We start from the raw sequence: 15,103 nt of genomic DNA, 5'->3' as shown, positions 1-15,103 counted from the left end.
GAAACCTTTGTTAAGGTTCTTTCTTGAAAAAGTTGAAAAAACAATGAAAAGGACATTTAGAAAGCGAAGTATCATCATCCCTTAAAAAATATTGCTTCCATTCGTAATTGTCATTCTTTCCATAAAGATTTAAATCTTTATGGATTTCTATAGTATCGTAATCAGCCAATCTTTTTCGCACTTGCAGCTTGATTCTAGCTGCATGTGATTCTGATTTATTAAACTCCTTCAATACCCATCTTGGTGTAATGGCGAGCATCATAAAATCAAAATGCCTGCTTTTTCTATTAATATGTGCAGGAGTAGCACAGTACATGAAATATGGTTCACCATGAAAACAGAATTCCCATATGGGATTATGCGGATTATCAGGTATATCTTCAGGCCATTTGCTGGTATCCAATTCGCTCAGCATGTTCAGATGCTGCCAAAACAGCTGTTCATATTGCTGGACATTGAACGTTTTAATCATGCTTTGAGGTGTATTGAAAAAAATAATAAGAGAAGTGTAATTCCCAAAATGTCTTGAGTTCCTGCTGAAATCTTCTAATAGAAGGGCCAGCTCCCGGGTTGAGCATTCTTTTCTTGGATCACCTGCAAATCCATATCTCAGATGATTTAAAGAAAAGCCGATTGTTGCAGGAATACATGGAAAAGGGTTCTTTTTGTCTGTCATTTTTTCTTCAAACTTTAAAAGCGCTGTTTTCTCCCAATCAGCCAGCTGACTCCTTAGGGAGGGCTCATTAGTAAATAGACCTTTAATCATGATCACCTCGCAATTGCTTGAATATTATATTCAAGCAAGGTGCCGGCCGGTGAATGTCCAATTGATATTTCGGATAATTCCTTTCAGAATTATGGATGCACATTAAGCGCGAGTTTATGAATGTGCGTTTCAATCTGAAAATTATCAGGAAAAAGGGAGCGAAGAGTGAAATATGGTAATAGAGTCGGGGGATTAATTCTGAATAATTTCTCTTTAGTTAAAGTCGATTATTAAATGAAGAATATTAGGGGGAATGAGGAACTTATGCGACAAACCTGGAGTAGCCAAATTGTATGGAAGCAGCCATCAATGGGGAGAGGAACACCTCAATGATGGCTGCTTCATTGTTAACTGCTTTTTTCTATTAAGAAACCAATTTTACAAAGAAGCTTCTTTCTTGCTGTCTTGTATGGCCGCTTCAATAGCCGAAATGGTTGATTCTATATTATTATAAGTTTCTATTACAAATGTTTTTATATATGTTAACTCGTAGTAGCTATTTTTGTAGCAAACAGCCAATAGCGGCTGTTGGCCGTCATCATTAAAGGTCAGGGATATTTGACATTCATGATATTCCTTCAAGGTATCTAGCATGGTTTTAATGTGGTCTTTGGACATGTATTCTATGTCTCCCTTCTTTAACAGAGGGAAAGTGACTAAGAAAAGTCTGGTAGAACCCCATATAATTGCTAATAGAACTAATCATAACATAGATATGATATTTAAAATAGGGAAGCAGTTTTTATTCATTCCACGATTTATTATATCAGCTTAAAATGCTGGATGCTGTCATTACCGGTTACCTTACAGATCTGGTAATTGCCGTAATGGCCTTTCCGCTTTGCCCGTTGAATAGATAGGAGCAAATCAAAAAAGCCTTCTCAATATGAAGGCTGAATATCTGTAAAAAGCTTATTCACAGCAGGAATATCAGCTGGGGCCCATTTTAAAGAGGGGAGATTTCGTCTGTGAAGCCAAATAAGTTTGGAATGCTCACTAGGTTTTGGTTCGCCATCAATAATTTTGCAGATTATGCAAATGAGCTGTATGGTAAAACCTTCATATTCATGGGAATTTTCATGGTAAAATTCTTTTGCTTCGATGATACAATTTAATTCCTCATAAATTTCTCTCTTTAATGCAGAAAAAATGTCTTCATTTACTTCCACCTTGCCTCCTGGAAATTCCCACAAATTTGGAATGGACATTTCTGGTGACCGGAGAGCACAAAGGATTTCGTTTTGATTATTTTCTATTATGGCCGCTACAACTTTGATTTGTTTTTTCAATTTTAAAATCCTCCTTAGTGAAACTGAGTCTTTATCTTATCATTTTTAATCGGTTAAAGGGCTTCTTTTCACCAAACCGGGAAGTAATTGAAATTTCTTATTGACTTGAAACCCTTTCCATATATTATCCTTGCAAAGAGACTTATTGATAAAGCATCACCGATAATGACCGGGGGTTATGATATGGAAAAGAAGATTGTGTTTTTTGATTTGGATGGCACTATTCTAAATGAAAATAAGCAAATACCGGAATCCACCAAGAAAGCTGTACAGATTCTTCAAGAGAATGGAATTTCAACAGTGATTGCAACTGGCCGTGTGCCTATTATGTTCGAATGGATTTTAAAAGAACTGAATATAGATTCCTTTGTTTCTATAAACGGCCAGTATGTTGTATACGAAGGCAGCGAAATTTATACGAACCCGATGGATGCAGAGTTGCTTGCTGACCTCACAAATGCTGCTTCTGGCAAAGGCCATGCTCTCGCGTATTGCGGCAGCCATGCGGTGAATGCAAGTGAAGACAGACATGAATGGCTGGCTGAAGGCCTTAAAACCATGAAATTGGGCTATCCAGTTGTTGACCGTGAATTTTATAAACACACACCTGTATATCAGGCACATTTGTATTGCGGCACTGAGGACGATAAATTGTACTCAGAATTATATCCTGGCTATAAATTTGTAAGATGGGGTGAAAATGCCTTTGATGTTCTTCCGGAAGGAGCATCCAAGGCAATCGGAATCGAAAAAATTCTTAAAGCAGCCGGCATCAAGAATGAAAACAGCTATGCATTTGGTGACGGCTATAATGATATTGAAATGCTTGAAGCAATCGGCACAGGCATCGCTATGGGAAATGGGGTGGCTGAAGCCAAGGAAGCAGCTGATATGGTCACAGATTCCTGCTCAGAAGACGGCATTTACAATGCTTTGCTCAAGCTTGACTTAATACAAAAAAATGAAGCCGCATCCTCTGTTCAGAAAGTATAAGATATTAAAACAGCCTCAAACTGAAGAAGGCCTTTGCTTAAGGTTTAGCAAAGGCTTTTTGCTATGTAAACTCTTTTTGCAGTTTAACAGCCATTGACTAAATCCAACAAAAACTCTGTGTACCTTTTTCTTTATAAACAAGTATTGCTATAAAAAGAAATTAACAATGTGAATTCTAACGTTTTTAAGTGCTGAATGGAAATATTTAAAAATTTTTCTAAGGAAGCTACTTTTCTCTTCCAGAATGATATAAGAAGTATGAAACAATTTTCTTAGTTACGGAAGCATTTGTAATCAATAATGAAATTTTTAAAAAACATCTTTCAGCAAGTTATTCTGAGTAATAGGAGGAGTAAAATTAATATGACTAAAATAGAATTATTTCAGATTTTGAACAAAATAGCAGATTACTATGAATCTTTTTCCTTCAACAAAAGAAAAATTGAAAGCTGGCATGACGTTTTAAAGGATGCAGATGCAATAAGGGTGGAAAAAAATCTGCATCATTATGTTAAAAATTACACTGACCCTCCCAAAATAGCTGATTTGCTGCGCCAAGAGAAATCGAGGGATATACCTGATGCAAGAGAAACCAAGGATAGCATAATAACAGTGGGAATTCCTTCGACACTTGAGGTGGTACAGCAGGAATTAGCAAATCTAAGAAACATTCTTGGTATTCACCGGTAATATCTTTACTAATGATACAGAGAGGAAAGTCTCATTACTGTCATGTAAAAATAGAAATAAATGCTGGATTAATTTTTAAAAATATACCAAAACGATTGTGATAGTACTATAAAATAGTATTGATATTGATTTTATAAAATCGTGGAGGTTCCAAGTGATAAAGAAAATACATATACCATCAAATTTGCTTAAGACAAAGTCAGACATGTAAACGTATATCTGCCCTGCAGCTATCAAGAAGAAATCAGGGAATATCCTGTTCTTTATATGCATGACGGGCAATATGTTTTTCATGATAAAGAAGCGATTGGCGGGGGTTCGTTAGGTCTGGAAGAATACTTGGCAAATAATAAACTGGAAGTCATCGTAGCCGCGATATATCAGATTAGCGAGCAGCGTATGAATGAATATTGTCCGTGGCCAATTGGCAGGTACAGTAAAGAGGTAATGGGAAAAGGCAGTGATTTAGGAGGAGATGGAGGGAAATATGCGGAATTCATCGTGAAAGAGCTGAAGCCATATATAGATACAACTTTCAGAACTCTTTCAAATGAGACAGCTCTGGCCGGCATATCACTGGGAGGCTTGATATCATTATATGCAGCATGCATGTATCCTGAAATTTTCAGGCATATAATCGTGCTGTCATCTGCATTCTTCAGAAATCAGGAGGAAATAGAAAAACTGGTGGAAGGCTCTGAACTGAGTCCAATCATAAGCTTTTATGGTGACTGCGGAACAGAAGAGGCAGAAGAAGATGAAACACTCAGCAAGCTATTTTCAGCATCCAATCAAGCTGTATTTGAACTCATCAAGAAGAAAATCCATTCTGCGAGATTTTGTACCATTCAAGGGGGAGAGCACACTTATAGTGATTTTAAAAAAAGAGTGCCAGAATTGTTTACTTTTTTATGATGTGCTTATATAGACAAAGAACTGGAAGATTTCCTTCTAAAAGCTGATGTACTTTTACAGCTTTTTTTATTTTGGCTGTTTTCGTAAATTTTGCCGCTATGTAACAAGGTGGTTGATTTCCGCTTTAGGATGCTCGCTTTCCGCGGGGCGGGCGGTCAGCCTCCATGTCTACGCCTGCAGGGCCTCACCAACCTTAAGCTTCAATCAACCTGATTTAACAATGGGTTCCCTCACAGATCTCTAATAATCAACAATCCTTAAGAAAAGAGCATTTATTTTTCGCTCTTCAAGCTTATTAGTGTATGGATAAATATGTTAAAATATGAGTGAATCAAAATCAGGGTCCTCAATTTCTGAAACTTAGTTTTTTGTTATTGATTGAAGGCAAGGTTTCTTTGAATTGAAAACTGTTTGCCCATTTCAGATCCTCCGGGTGTGGCTAGTTTGTAAAAAAGAAGTGCCGCGTCTGAAAACCGGATCTAAAAAAATTCCTGATAGTTTCACAAGGGTAAATTGAAAAATTAAAACGAGTGAAAGAAGGCTGGAAATGTGGCTATGAAAATGATAAAACCTGTCGTCTTGTGCAGTGCTTTAATCCTTTTTGGCATTTCTTTGTTTTTCTCTCTTTATGAAGGAAGCGGCATTAACGAAGATACCAAAACAGCTGTTGACTATTTGAATGTACAGCAGACAAGCATAAATCCTGAACCAGTACCGCAGATCACCCTGTTTATCCGGACGATCAAATACTCACCTATTTTTCCGGCTGTTTCTTTGCTTAGTTTCCTGCTGGTTATGTACACAGCTATCTATAAGGAATTGAAAAAAAAGGGGATCTATGCGATTATCCTTCTTGGAACATTAGGGACTGTTTTTCTTATCATCAGTTATGGATTTTTTTCCTATTTTGTACCTATGACAGCAGGCACAAAATTATTTATGCTGCTATTCTTCAGCATGGGTCTTCTGAATTTAGTTTTTGCCGGATATAAAGGGGCAAACTTGTTTATGAGGGCAGAGTAGCCAAGGTTATAAATATGGTCATGCTCTGCCTGTATTTCAGCTGTAAAGCAAGCCGCCAATGTGATAGCCCAGGTATGCAAGCAAAATACCCGCTCCATAAGTGATCACAATGTATAGGATGAGTACTTTTTTATATTTCTTCATGTGCAGCTGAATGATTTCAAGCTTAAGGGTTGAGAAGGTGGTAAAAGCCCCCATGAAGCCTGTTCCTAATAAGAGAGTAAGAGTAAGATTAGCTTGTGAGCCTGTTATGAAACCAAGCAAAAAGGCCCCAGCCAAGTTTACCGCCATTGTTCCATAAGGAATGGATGAGCTGTGTTTTGCGTTTATAAATTTGCTTAATGAATATCGGGATATTGCGCCAAAAAAACCTCCGAGGCCCACCATGGTCAAGTGGAATAACGTCATGATTTTTGCTCCTCTCCGCTTGCCATGAAGCCAAGGCGGCTCAAAAGAACGCCTCCGATTATGCTCATAGCTATATACAAACCTCCCATGTAACCATGGCCATTTTTAAATAATGTGACCGTTTCTATGCTTAATGCTGAAAATGTTGTAAAAGATCCGACAAAGCCAGTTCCCAAAGCGGTTTTTAGCTCGGTAGGAATGCTGGTTTTCTTGAATAGGAACGTAGTCAGCCAGGCTAACAAAAAGCTGCCAGCCAGATTTATGCATAATGTTGCAAAGGGGAATACTGTTTTTTCAAATATCCATCCGCCAATTAGATATCTTAAAATTGCTCCTAGAATTCCGCCGAACCCCACGTATAAATACACCATTTACTAGCCTCCAAATATGTAATAAAAAAGACTCCAGCCAGCCCCACTGGCAGAAGCCCTCAAATGTTTGGCGGTTTTAGTCTTCCTCATTATAAAACCAAATTCTTTCTAATGGAACCTTTCAAAAGAATTAAATGGATGGTGAATAATAGAGAACCATGGTTTAGGCAATTCGCTTTACAAATTCGTCCGCATTTTTTAAAATATCCGTTACCCCTGTTGTGTATTACAAGATTATCCCGTTTTCATTGAAAATGGCTTTGCCCAGCCTGTATCGTGGATGGGATGTTTCAGTTTCTTCGGTCCGCAGAATGCGGAATCCATGTTTATTATAAAAATTTAGTGCCCTTGCATTTGTAATAGCTGCCCTTAGCTGGTATTCCATTATATTGTAGGATGCAAAAAACCTTTCTGCATAGCCAATTAGTTCACTTCCCATGCCATTTCCCCTATATTCAGGTATTAAATAAAATAAATTAACATAGCCGATATTTTCAAATTCGTATTCCTTAATCTGCATTTCTATTTGCCCCACAGCTTGATTGTTATGTTCAACAATAACAAGCCCGCCTGGAAATTGCTGAAGACGGTTTTCAATTTTTTTTAAATAATCCCATGCATTACCGAATTGGCTGGCATCTCCAAAGCTTACCGTATAAGAGTCTTTTCTGAATGAAATTATTGTACTGCTGTCATTTGGCAATTCTATATTTCGAAAAGTAAACATACTTCTGCCTCCTGTTATTTAAGATTCAATAATAAACATAAAAACCCTCATCTATGATACCTGCCTTTGAAAACTAAGATAGGCCGCTGTTATCGAAAGTGAGCAAAATTGATCACCTTGATATGATTGTAAAAGGCTGTTTTCGTAAACTTTGCTGCTATGGAACAAGGTGGCTGATTTACGCTCCAGGATGATCGCTTTCCGCGGGGCGGGAGGTGAGCCTCCCTCAGCTGGGCTTTGGGGGTCTCACCTGTCCCGCTAATTTAAGCAGGAGTCTCGCACCTTACGCTCCAATCAGCAGATTTAACAATGGGGTTGCCTCACAGAACTCATTAAAAAACAACAATCTTTAAGAAAAGAGCCTTGTAAAAAGACCTAAAAGTTTTCAATCTGATTCCTTAAATCATATAAAGTTTCTTCATTTTCCTTAAGATAAACAGATAAATCACTCACTTCACTAGCCAATTGAATTTCTTTTTCCCATTTATCTTCCTTGTTTACTTCTAAAATTCCCTTAACTTGTTCTGGACTCAAAATCCCTTTATCTTTTAATATTCTAGTAAGCCTTTGAATAATAACATCTTGATTAATGGTTTTTTGAATTAGATTTTGATATCTAGCATCAAACGTAACAAGTTCTGGGTGATTATCCTCCTCTATATCTACTTCTAACTCAACAAATGTCAATCTCAAATTATAAATCTCACCGTTTTTTGCATAAAGGATTTGTCCGAATCGGCCATAAAATCCTTTATTATTGAAAGTAGTATTAAAATAGTTTCCTTTTTTATTATGCTCCCAATAATATCTCTTGAAAGAATCAAATTCATCGGACTTTATTTCACAATCACTCACAAACACAATCCCTGGATGCATTTCCATTTCCACAAAGTCTTTAATCTTAATGGTAAACCCATTAAATTTGATATCCATACCTATGTTCCCCACTCTCATTTTAAATCACATAATAGTTTACCTTTAAATCCCACCATTAGGCTCACATTTGAGTGAATTGGGCGTTCAATTTTCTATATGTTGGATGTAGTGAACTAACCTTTTCGTTTGATGCCAAAATTAACTTCATAACCTCCTGAATAATTATATGACTATATATTATCATTTTCTCCCACTAAACTGCTCCTTTGCACAAAAAGAAAATAGCTGCACATTGTGGCAGACACACAACATGTCTTTCTATTATATAAATGCACAAACTTCATTCTCTTGTTTTTCTTAACAACTGGAGAAGTCTTTTTTTATCCATTTTTGTTTCAGTGCTGCGATAACTTTTAAAAATTCGAAAAATTCGAAAAATAAGTCAAACGTTATCCTACAAAGGACATTGTTATGGCACTATGATCATCAGGTTTGTGACTTAAGGTGCATAGACTGCTGTTTGTATACCCTATAACCTGATTATGTAAGGGTTTACATATTTTAAACTTGCTGGGAGGGCAGATATGAAATAAAACGTATGAATAATATCAGCGGTTTATACCATTTCAGGCTGCCTCATGTAAAGAAAGAAATATACATGCTGTTGCCTGATATGGCCATGTTTATTAAATCATGAAGGAATCTAAAGAATAGCTTGCAGCCGTCCAGTCATTAATTAAAAAAGCTTGGCACCGCTATGCTGCTGTATTCCCAAAGAGATCATTATCCAGAATCAATAAGGTAATTCCCAAGATCAGAATGGATAACATTAAAAACACTGCTTTAAAGCGCTAAGACTCGGAATAATAGTAACGGGAGGGGAACATATGAAAGGTATTATCAAAGTCATGCTAGTTTCACTTGCTGTTTCAGTAATCATGTTTTCGCAGAATTCAACTTTTAGGGTAAAAGCACAAATGTCACAATTTATTGGGCTAAAACACCTCATTATAGATGCAAATATTCCTCAGGTAAAGCGGGAACTTGTCAATAATAAAATGCAGCTAAAAGCACTATACGTGTATCGGGACGGGCATTTTACAAGTGCCGAAAAAAATGTGCGCTGGCTTTCGTCCAATAAAAGAGTTGCTGAGATTGACCAAAACGGGCAAATAACGTTCACAGGGAAAAAGGGAACTGCCTTAATTACCGTTACATCTGGAAATAGCTTTGATAAAATATCCATCCAGAAAAAAGGGGACAGCATAGAAATTCATAAAAATAAAAGCAGGCGCTATCGTGTAATTGAACAAGCCATTAAACACATGACTCTGGAGGAGAAGGTAGGCCAGATGCTGATGCCGGATTTCAGGACACAAAACGGCAAAGATGTGACAAGCATGCTGCCGGAAATTCAGCAACAGGTAAAAGATTACCACTTGGGCGGAGTCATATTATTTCGTGAAAATGTTGTAAATACCGAACAAACCACAACGCTTGTGCATGACTATCAGGAAGCATCAAGCAAATATGGGCTGTTAATGAGCATAGATCAGGAAGGCGGAGTAATAACAAGACTTCAGTCCGGTACAGATATGCCTGGTAATATGGCCTTAGGCGCAGCAAGGTCAAATGAAATGACTCAAAGAGTGGGGCAGGCTATCGGCGAGGAATTGAAGGCTCTTGGAATAAACATGAATTTGGCTCCTGATCTTGATGTGAATAACAATCCGGATAATCCAGTCATCGGTGTCCGTTCTTTTGGAGAAGATCCTGAGCTTGTATCTTCTTTGGGGAATTCTTACATTAAGGGTCTTCAAAACAGCGGGATCGCTGCTACAGCCAAGCACTTTCCCGGCCATGGAGATACAGCTGTGGACTCTCACTTGGGGCTTCCAGAAGTACCATATGATATGGACCGACTGAAAAAGGTGGAACTGTACCCATTTCAGAAGGCTATGAACGCTGGAATTGATGCAATTATGACAGCACATGTCACATTCCCTAAAATCGATTCTACAAAATCGATTTCAAAAAAAGACGGAACAGAAATCTCCATACCCGCTACACTTTCCGAAAAAGTGCTGACAGGCCTGATGAGAGATCAAATGAAATTTAAAGGAGTCATCATCACAGATGCGATGAACATGCAGGCCATCAGCGACAATTTTGGACCAGTTGATTCAGCAATCCGGGCTGTAAAGGCAGGCGCGGATATCGTGTTAATGCCAGTAGGTCTTAAGGATGTTGCAGAGGGATTATATAGTGCTGTGAAAAAGGGAGAAATTCCAGTATCGCGCATCGAGAAATCAGATGAGCGGATTTTAGCCTTAAAGCTGAATCGCGGCATCCTTAAATCTGAACATGAAGCTTCTGTTCAAGCTGAGATTCAGAACGCATTGAAGGTAGTAGGATCACCGCAGCATAAAACTGTTGAAAAGGAGGCAACAGAAAAATCGGTAACTCTTGTAAAAAATAATGGTGCACTTCCTTTAAAGGCAGCAAAAGAAGACAAAATCGCTGTAGTAGGAAACAGCTATGTGGAAGATTTGGCGCTGCAGGTTAAAAAACATCATGAAAACGTAATGGTAGTAAAAACGGCTAAACCGCTGTCTGAACAGCAATTAAGCAGTATCAGGGACGCTAAATATATTATATTGGGTACAAATACATCCACCGTTTCAGGAAGACTTCCGGCGAGTGATCAAATGATGCTCGCTAATCAGCTGACAGCGGGCAATATACCAGTCATAGGCATTGGAATCCGCAATCCTTATGACATCATGTCCTACCCGGATGCTGATGCCTATTTGGCACAATATGGTTTTAGAACAGCAAGCTTTGAAGCGGCCGTGAATGCAGCATTCGGAAGCCTGAATCCGTCAGGCAAGCTTCCGGTAACAATATTTAATCAAAATGGAAGTGTATTATATGCCTTTGGCCACGGATTAAGCTACTAGGAAGGAGGGGCAAATTTGAAAAAATTGCTCACCATTATATTTGCTGTGCTGCTCATTTCTTCGACTTTCAGCTTTGCTATGGCCCATAAAGGCTACAACAACACTCATTCAAAGCTGCGAATAGGTGCAGAAGTGTTATTAAAGGATAAGCTTAGCCTGATAAAAGGAAAAAGAGTCGGTTTGATCACAAATCCAACAGGAGTCGATCAGCAGCTTAACAGCATCGCTGATTTGATGTACAGAAATCCTGAGGTGAAACTGACTGCATTATTCGGACCTGAACATGGTATTCGCGGAAGCGAGCAGGCGGGAAAGTATGTGGAGTATTATAAAGATGAGAAAACCGGGCTTCCGGTATACAGTCTATATGGGCCGACCAAAAAACCGACAAGTGAGATGCTGAAAAACGTGGATGTCCTCGTATTCGACATACAGGATGCCGGCAGCAGATTTTATACCTATATTTACACAATGGCATTGGCAATGGAGGCCGCAAAGGAAAATCATATACCCATAATCGTCCTTGACCGGCCGAATCCGATTGGCGGGATAAAGGTGGAAGGACCGGTTCTTGAAGATAAATATTCGTCTTTTGTCGGAGAATACCCGATACCTGTAAGGCACGGCATGACGATCGGGGAACTTTCCAGACTATTCAATAAAGAATTTAATATTGGCGCAGATTTAACAGTAGTAAAAATGGAGGGATGGAAGAGGAACATGCTTTATGATGATACTAAGCTCCAGTTTGTGCCTCCTTCTCCAAATATGCCAACTCTGGATACCGCTATTGTCTATCCGGGAGCAGCATTGATAGAAGGCACAAATTTGTCAGAGGGCAGGGGTACAACAAGGCCATTTGAAACAATAGGAGCTCCATTTATTAATGGAGATGATGTGGCTGGAAAGTTGAATGCCATAAAACTGCCTGGAGTCATTTTCAGAGCCTCTTCCTTTATCCCAACCACCTCCAAGTATGTAAAGGAGCTGGCACATGGCGTTCAAATACATGTGACAGACAGAAAAGCCTTTCAGCCTTTTGAAGCTGGATTGTATATTGTTAAAACGATACATGACATGTATCCAGCTCAGTTTGCATTTAGAACACCGGACAGCAAAGGAATTTCATACTTTGATAATCTTGCAGGCACAGGCGACATACGAAAGGGAATCGAACAAGGAAAAAGTGTGGAGCAAATGGAGAGAGAATGGAAACGGAAATTAGAAGAGTTCATGAAAGTAAGGGAAAAATATTTATTGTATAAGTGAAAAGGAAGAAATCCTGGCTGCTGATGCCAGGATTTTTTTATTCTATAAAGCAGAAGTACTTAAATGCTGCATTGAATTTTTTGTATTATTTATCACTGTACAGCAAAAGCAATCTGTCTCCGCTGCTGCCTGCCGATAATGCAAGGAAAACTGTACTCACACTTTTTATAAGGGGTTCATTTACGGTGTTAAGTATGAAAAAAATTAGTAAAGCACACACAATGATTTTTAAACAATGTCCCCATAACACCCGTTTAGAATTTGTGATAAAGTTCACATCCTTTAAAAAGCATTATTTTTTCTTATTATAACAGTTTTATTCCTTATTTTAACAATTATTTATATATAAACCTGCCTCACTTATTTAGCGGGTGTTCCGCCAAGAGACTTCCACTCCAAACAGCACCCTAGAAATGTACTTTAACCAAGCGTACATTATTAGAGTAACGTTTTCCTATTTATGGTATTATATCCATGTGAAAAGATGAAGGGAGATTAATATCTTAAAACAACATAAAGAGTTTTATCCATTCATTTTAACTTTAGTTATGTCCTTAATTGCACTCTTTGTTATCTTCGTATTTAATGGCAGGAATTTTCCTGATATTAATCTATGGATTCCTATTTTCTTATATATTTTAATAGACATTGGATTTATTATGTCTATAATTCTAGGGGTTAAGTCTAAAAATAAAATAATAAAAGTTTTCAGTATCCTGTCGAATATCGCATTTATATTACCGCTGTCAATATGGTTATTGCTTTTACTGTTGGCAAATGGAATTTCTAAACCATAAAAAATAATGAAACCCAAACGAGGTTACTTATTTTTTTATTCATTTATCAATATTAAAATGAAACATAGCCAACATGTAATATATTGAAGCAGTTGTTCCATGTATGAAGTCTAAATAAAGGTGTAATCCAATAGGATTTTCTTTTGCTGATAGGAAGATGTAATACGTATAAAAGGGCAGCAATTCTTTGAGATTAAGAAATTTTAAATTTTAGTTATCTGAGGGGTGTGATGTAGTGGGATTTTATTATCTATTGTTACTTATAATTGGTATTGTGTGTATAGTGATTGGAGCGCTTAAAAAGGGTGTTTCCCGTTCAGTTAAGATCGTTATTTTTCTTTTTGTAATTGGAATTCTATTTATAGTAATGGCGCTTGTTTTATTGCTTCCGGGCAGCTCTGATGTTATTGCTGAACTTCTGAAATGGAATAAGTAAATCAAACTGATGCTGGTTTCTTCGTCAAAGGGGACTTATATCGAATATAATAAACATTAAAGCCGCTTTCCTAATGGAACGACTGTTTTTTTATTGGCTGTTTTCGTAAACTTTGATGCTATAGAAAGAGGGGTTGATTTTTGCTCCAGGATGATCGCTTTCCGCGGGGCAAGCAGTGAGCAGAGCATTCTCAGCAATGCCAGCGGGGTTTCACCTTCCTGCTAATCTAAGCAATAGTCTCGCACCTTTCGTTTTATTCAACCTCATTTAATAATGTAATCACCTCACAGAATGTATTAAAAAACAACATTCTTTAAGAAATGAGCCTTTTATATGTTGAGTCAGAAAAGGTCATGACTATTTATCGGTTTACAATATCCGTTAAAAATAAATTAATTAGAATATTTCCATTATTTCTTGGGAAACCGCAGAATACGACATAAAACGCTTAAAGAGGAATTTTTACGCGAATTTTCTTATTGGGGAAATATATTCAGTTGCAAAGGAGGTGTTGGCTCCCTAAACTTAAGTGTGTATGATATCGGAAATTTGGGGTAAATAAAGATTGAGTTCCTTCAATGTTTGATACATAATATAATATATGAGCATATATTCATATAAGGGAGGTTGGAAGCATGGGGCACTCACATAGCCATGATCATAGCCACTCACATCAGCCTGCAAACTTCGGCAGAGCTTTTGCAGTCGGAATTATTCTTAACGTGATTTTTATTGCGATTGAGACAGTGTACGGAATTACCAGTAATTCTCTGGCGCTGCTTGCAGACGCGGGACATAATTTAAGTGATGTATTTGGATTGGCCATTGCCTGGATTGCCGTATGGCTGGGAAAAAAGGCGCCAAGCAAAACAAGAACCTACGGATTGAAGAGAAGCTCAATTCTTGCAGCCATGCTTAATGCTGTATTTTTGTTGATTGCAATAGGCGGCATAGCCTGGGAGGCGGTTCAGCGTTTTTCTGCTCCGGCGCCGGCGGCAGGAGCCACAGTAATTATTGTAGCTGTTATCGGAATAGTTATTAATGGTTTTACGGCGTTTTTATTTATGTCAGGCAGAAAAAAGGATTTGAACATTCGAGGAGCATACATGCATATGGCAGCAGATACCTTAGTGTCTCTCGGAGTCGTGATTGCCGGATTTGTCATGATCTATACTGGCTGGGAATGGCTTGATCCGACAGTGAGCCTAATAATTGCAGCAGTCATTTTTATTGGAACATGGAGCTTGCTTAAGGAGTCTGTCAATTTGTCGCTTGATGCTGTTCCGTCAGGGATAGAAACAGAGGAAATCAAAAATTATCTGATGAATCTGCCGGATGTGATCGATGTTCATGACCTGCATGTATGGGGTATGAGCACCACAGAGGCAGCAATGACAGTCCATCTTGTACGTTCAAAGATTGAAGATAATGATGAATTAATTCTAAGAATGAACAAGGAGCTGCATGATAAATTTGAAATTGAGCATCCGACAATCCAAATTGAAAAAGGGACCTTTGCCTGTTCATTTGCGCCGCACGATGTTATTTGATAATTTAATCTAAAGTATGTAAAAAAAGCAGCA

Annotated in this window: 15 protein-coding genes; 8 read left to right on the top strand and 7 right to left on the bottom strand. The window is 38.0% G+C overall.

All coding sequences use genetic code 11. The features are described from left to right. Window positions 1-10: 10 nt before the first annotated feature. The 3 genes from ACN6MY_RS14775 to ACN6MY_RS14765 all read right to left on the bottom strand — a co-directional run bounded on the left by ACN6MY_RS14775 (window position 11) and on the right by ACN6MY_RS14765 (window position 2,055). Complete coding sequence (locus tag ACN6MY_RS14775) at window positions 11-766, bottom strand: YqcI/YcgG family protein (protein WP_419880877.1); 756 nt, start codon at window positions 764-766, stop codon at window positions 11-13. Between the two features lie 378 nt (window positions 767-1,144). Continuing rightward, window positions 1,145-1,384: a hypothetical protein gene (locus tag ACN6MY_RS14770; protein ID WP_419880876.1), complete on the bottom strand. Its 240-nt coding sequence runs from the start codon at window positions 1,382-1,384 to the stop codon at window positions 1,145-1,147. Between the two features lie 263 nt (window positions 1,385-1,647). Then, window positions 1,648-2,055 carry a (deoxy)nucleoside triphosphate pyrophosphohydrolase gene (locus ACN6MY_RS14765; protein WP_419880875.1) on the bottom strand — a complete coding sequence of 136 codons (408 nt, stop codon included), beginning with the start codon at window positions 2,053-2,055 and terminating at the stop codon, window positions 1,648-1,650. A gap of 183 nt (window positions 2,056-2,238) precedes the next feature. On the opposite strand from ACN6MY_RS14765, the gene ACN6MY_RS14760 reads away from it, so the two are divergent. From ACN6MY_RS14760 to ACN6MY_RS14745, 4 genes are all read left to right on the top strand, one after another. Then, window positions 2,239-3,048 carry a Cof-type HAD-IIB family hydrolase gene (locus tag ACN6MY_RS14760; RefSeq protein WP_419880874.1) on the top strand — a complete coding sequence of 270 codons (810 nt, stop codon included), beginning with the start codon at window positions 2,239-2,241 and terminating at the stop codon, window positions 3,046-3,048. A 363-nt stretch (window positions 3,049-3,411) separates the two neighbouring features. Then, window positions 3,412-3,738, top strand: coding sequence for a hypothetical protein (locus ACN6MY_RS14755; protein ID WP_419880873.1), 327 nt, complete (start codon window positions 3,412-3,414; stop codon window positions 3,736-3,738). A 219-nt stretch (window positions 3,739-3,957) separates the two neighbouring features. Further along, window positions 3,958-4,653, top strand: a complete 696-nt coding sequence (locus ACN6MY_RS14750) for an alpha/beta hydrolase (RefSeq protein ID WP_419884177.1) — start codon at window positions 3,958-3,960, stop codon at window positions 4,651-4,653. Window positions 4,654-5,208: 555 nt separating this feature from the next. Next, window positions 5,209-5,676, top strand: coding sequence for a DUF4306 domain-containing protein (locus ACN6MY_RS14745; protein ID WP_419884176.1), 468 nt, complete (start codon window positions 5,209-5,211; stop codon window positions 5,674-5,676). A 36-nt stretch (window positions 5,677-5,712) separates the two neighbouring features. Here the strand turns inward: ACN6MY_RS14745 and crcB are convergent, their stop codons facing one another. The 4 genes from crcB to ACN6MY_RS14725 form a co-directional block, all read right to left on the bottom strand. Beyond that, window positions 5,713-6,084: a fluoride efflux transporter CrcB gene (gene crcB, locus ACN6MY_RS14740; protein WP_419880872.1), complete on the bottom strand. Its 372-nt coding sequence runs from the start codon at window positions 6,082-6,084 to the stop codon at window positions 5,713-5,715. Beyond that, complete coding sequence (locus tag ACN6MY_RS14735) at window positions 6,081-6,455, bottom strand: fluoride efflux transporter FluC (protein WP_419880871.1); 375 nt, start codon at window positions 6,453-6,455, stop codon at window positions 6,081-6,083. Before ACN6MY_RS14735 ends, crcB begins: the two co-directional genes overlap by 4 nt. 226 nt (window positions 6,456-6,681) lie before the next feature. After that, window positions 6,682-7,182 carry a GNAT family N-acetyltransferase gene (locus ACN6MY_RS14730; RefSeq protein WP_419880870.1) on the bottom strand — a complete coding sequence of 167 codons (501 nt, stop codon included), beginning with the start codon at window positions 7,180-7,182 and terminating at the stop codon, window positions 6,682-6,684. Window positions 7,183-7,557: 375 nt separating this feature from the next. Next, the gene (locus tag ACN6MY_RS14725) at window positions 7,558-8,115 is read right to left on the bottom strand and encodes a hypothetical protein (RefSeq protein ID WP_419880869.1); all 558 of its coding nucleotides are present in this window, start codon (window positions 8,113-8,115) and stop codon (window positions 7,558-7,560) included. An 830-nt stretch (window positions 8,116-8,945) separates the two neighbouring features. On the opposite strand from ACN6MY_RS14725, the gene ACN6MY_RS14720 reads away from it, so the two are divergent. The 4 genes from ACN6MY_RS14720 (at window position 8,946) to ACN6MY_RS14705 (ending at window position 15,070) form a co-directional block, all read left to right on the top strand. Continuing rightward, the gene (locus tag ACN6MY_RS14720) at window positions 8,946-11,018 is read left to right on the top strand and encodes a glycoside hydrolase family 3 N-terminal domain-containing protein (protein ID WP_419880868.1); all 2,073 of its coding nucleotides are present in this window, start codon (window positions 8,946-8,948) and stop codon (window positions 11,016-11,018) included. A 78-nt stretch (window positions 11,019-11,096) separates the two neighbouring features. Further along, window positions 11,097-12,287 (top strand): exo-beta-N-acetylmuramidase NamZ domain-containing protein, encoded by a 1,191-nt coding sequence (locus tag ACN6MY_RS14715; RefSeq protein WP_419884175.1) that lies wholly within the window; start codon window positions 11,097-11,099, stop codon window positions 12,285-12,287. Between the two features lie 1,032 nt (window positions 12,288-13,319). After that, on the top strand, window positions 13,320-13,520 hold the full coding sequence (locus ACN6MY_RS14710; protein WP_419880867.1) for a hypothetical protein: 201 nt from the start codon (window positions 13,320-13,322) through the stop codon (window positions 13,518-13,520). A gap of 635 nt (window positions 13,521-14,155) precedes the next feature. Continuing rightward, window positions 14,156-15,070, top strand: a complete 915-nt coding sequence (locus ACN6MY_RS14705; protein ID WP_419880866.1) for a cation diffusion facilitator family transporter — start codon at window positions 14,156-14,158, stop codon at window positions 15,068-15,070. Window positions 15,071-15,103 lie beyond the last annotated feature (33 nt).

It is taken from the genome of Peribacillus sp. B-H-3 (genome assembly GCF_048572925.1).
Classification (GTDB): domain Bacteria; phylum Bacillota; class Bacilli; order Bacillales; family DSM-1321; genus Peribacillus.
The sequence above is the reverse complement of the archived record's forward strand: the minus strand, read 5'-3'. Positions and strand labels throughout refer to the sequence as shown.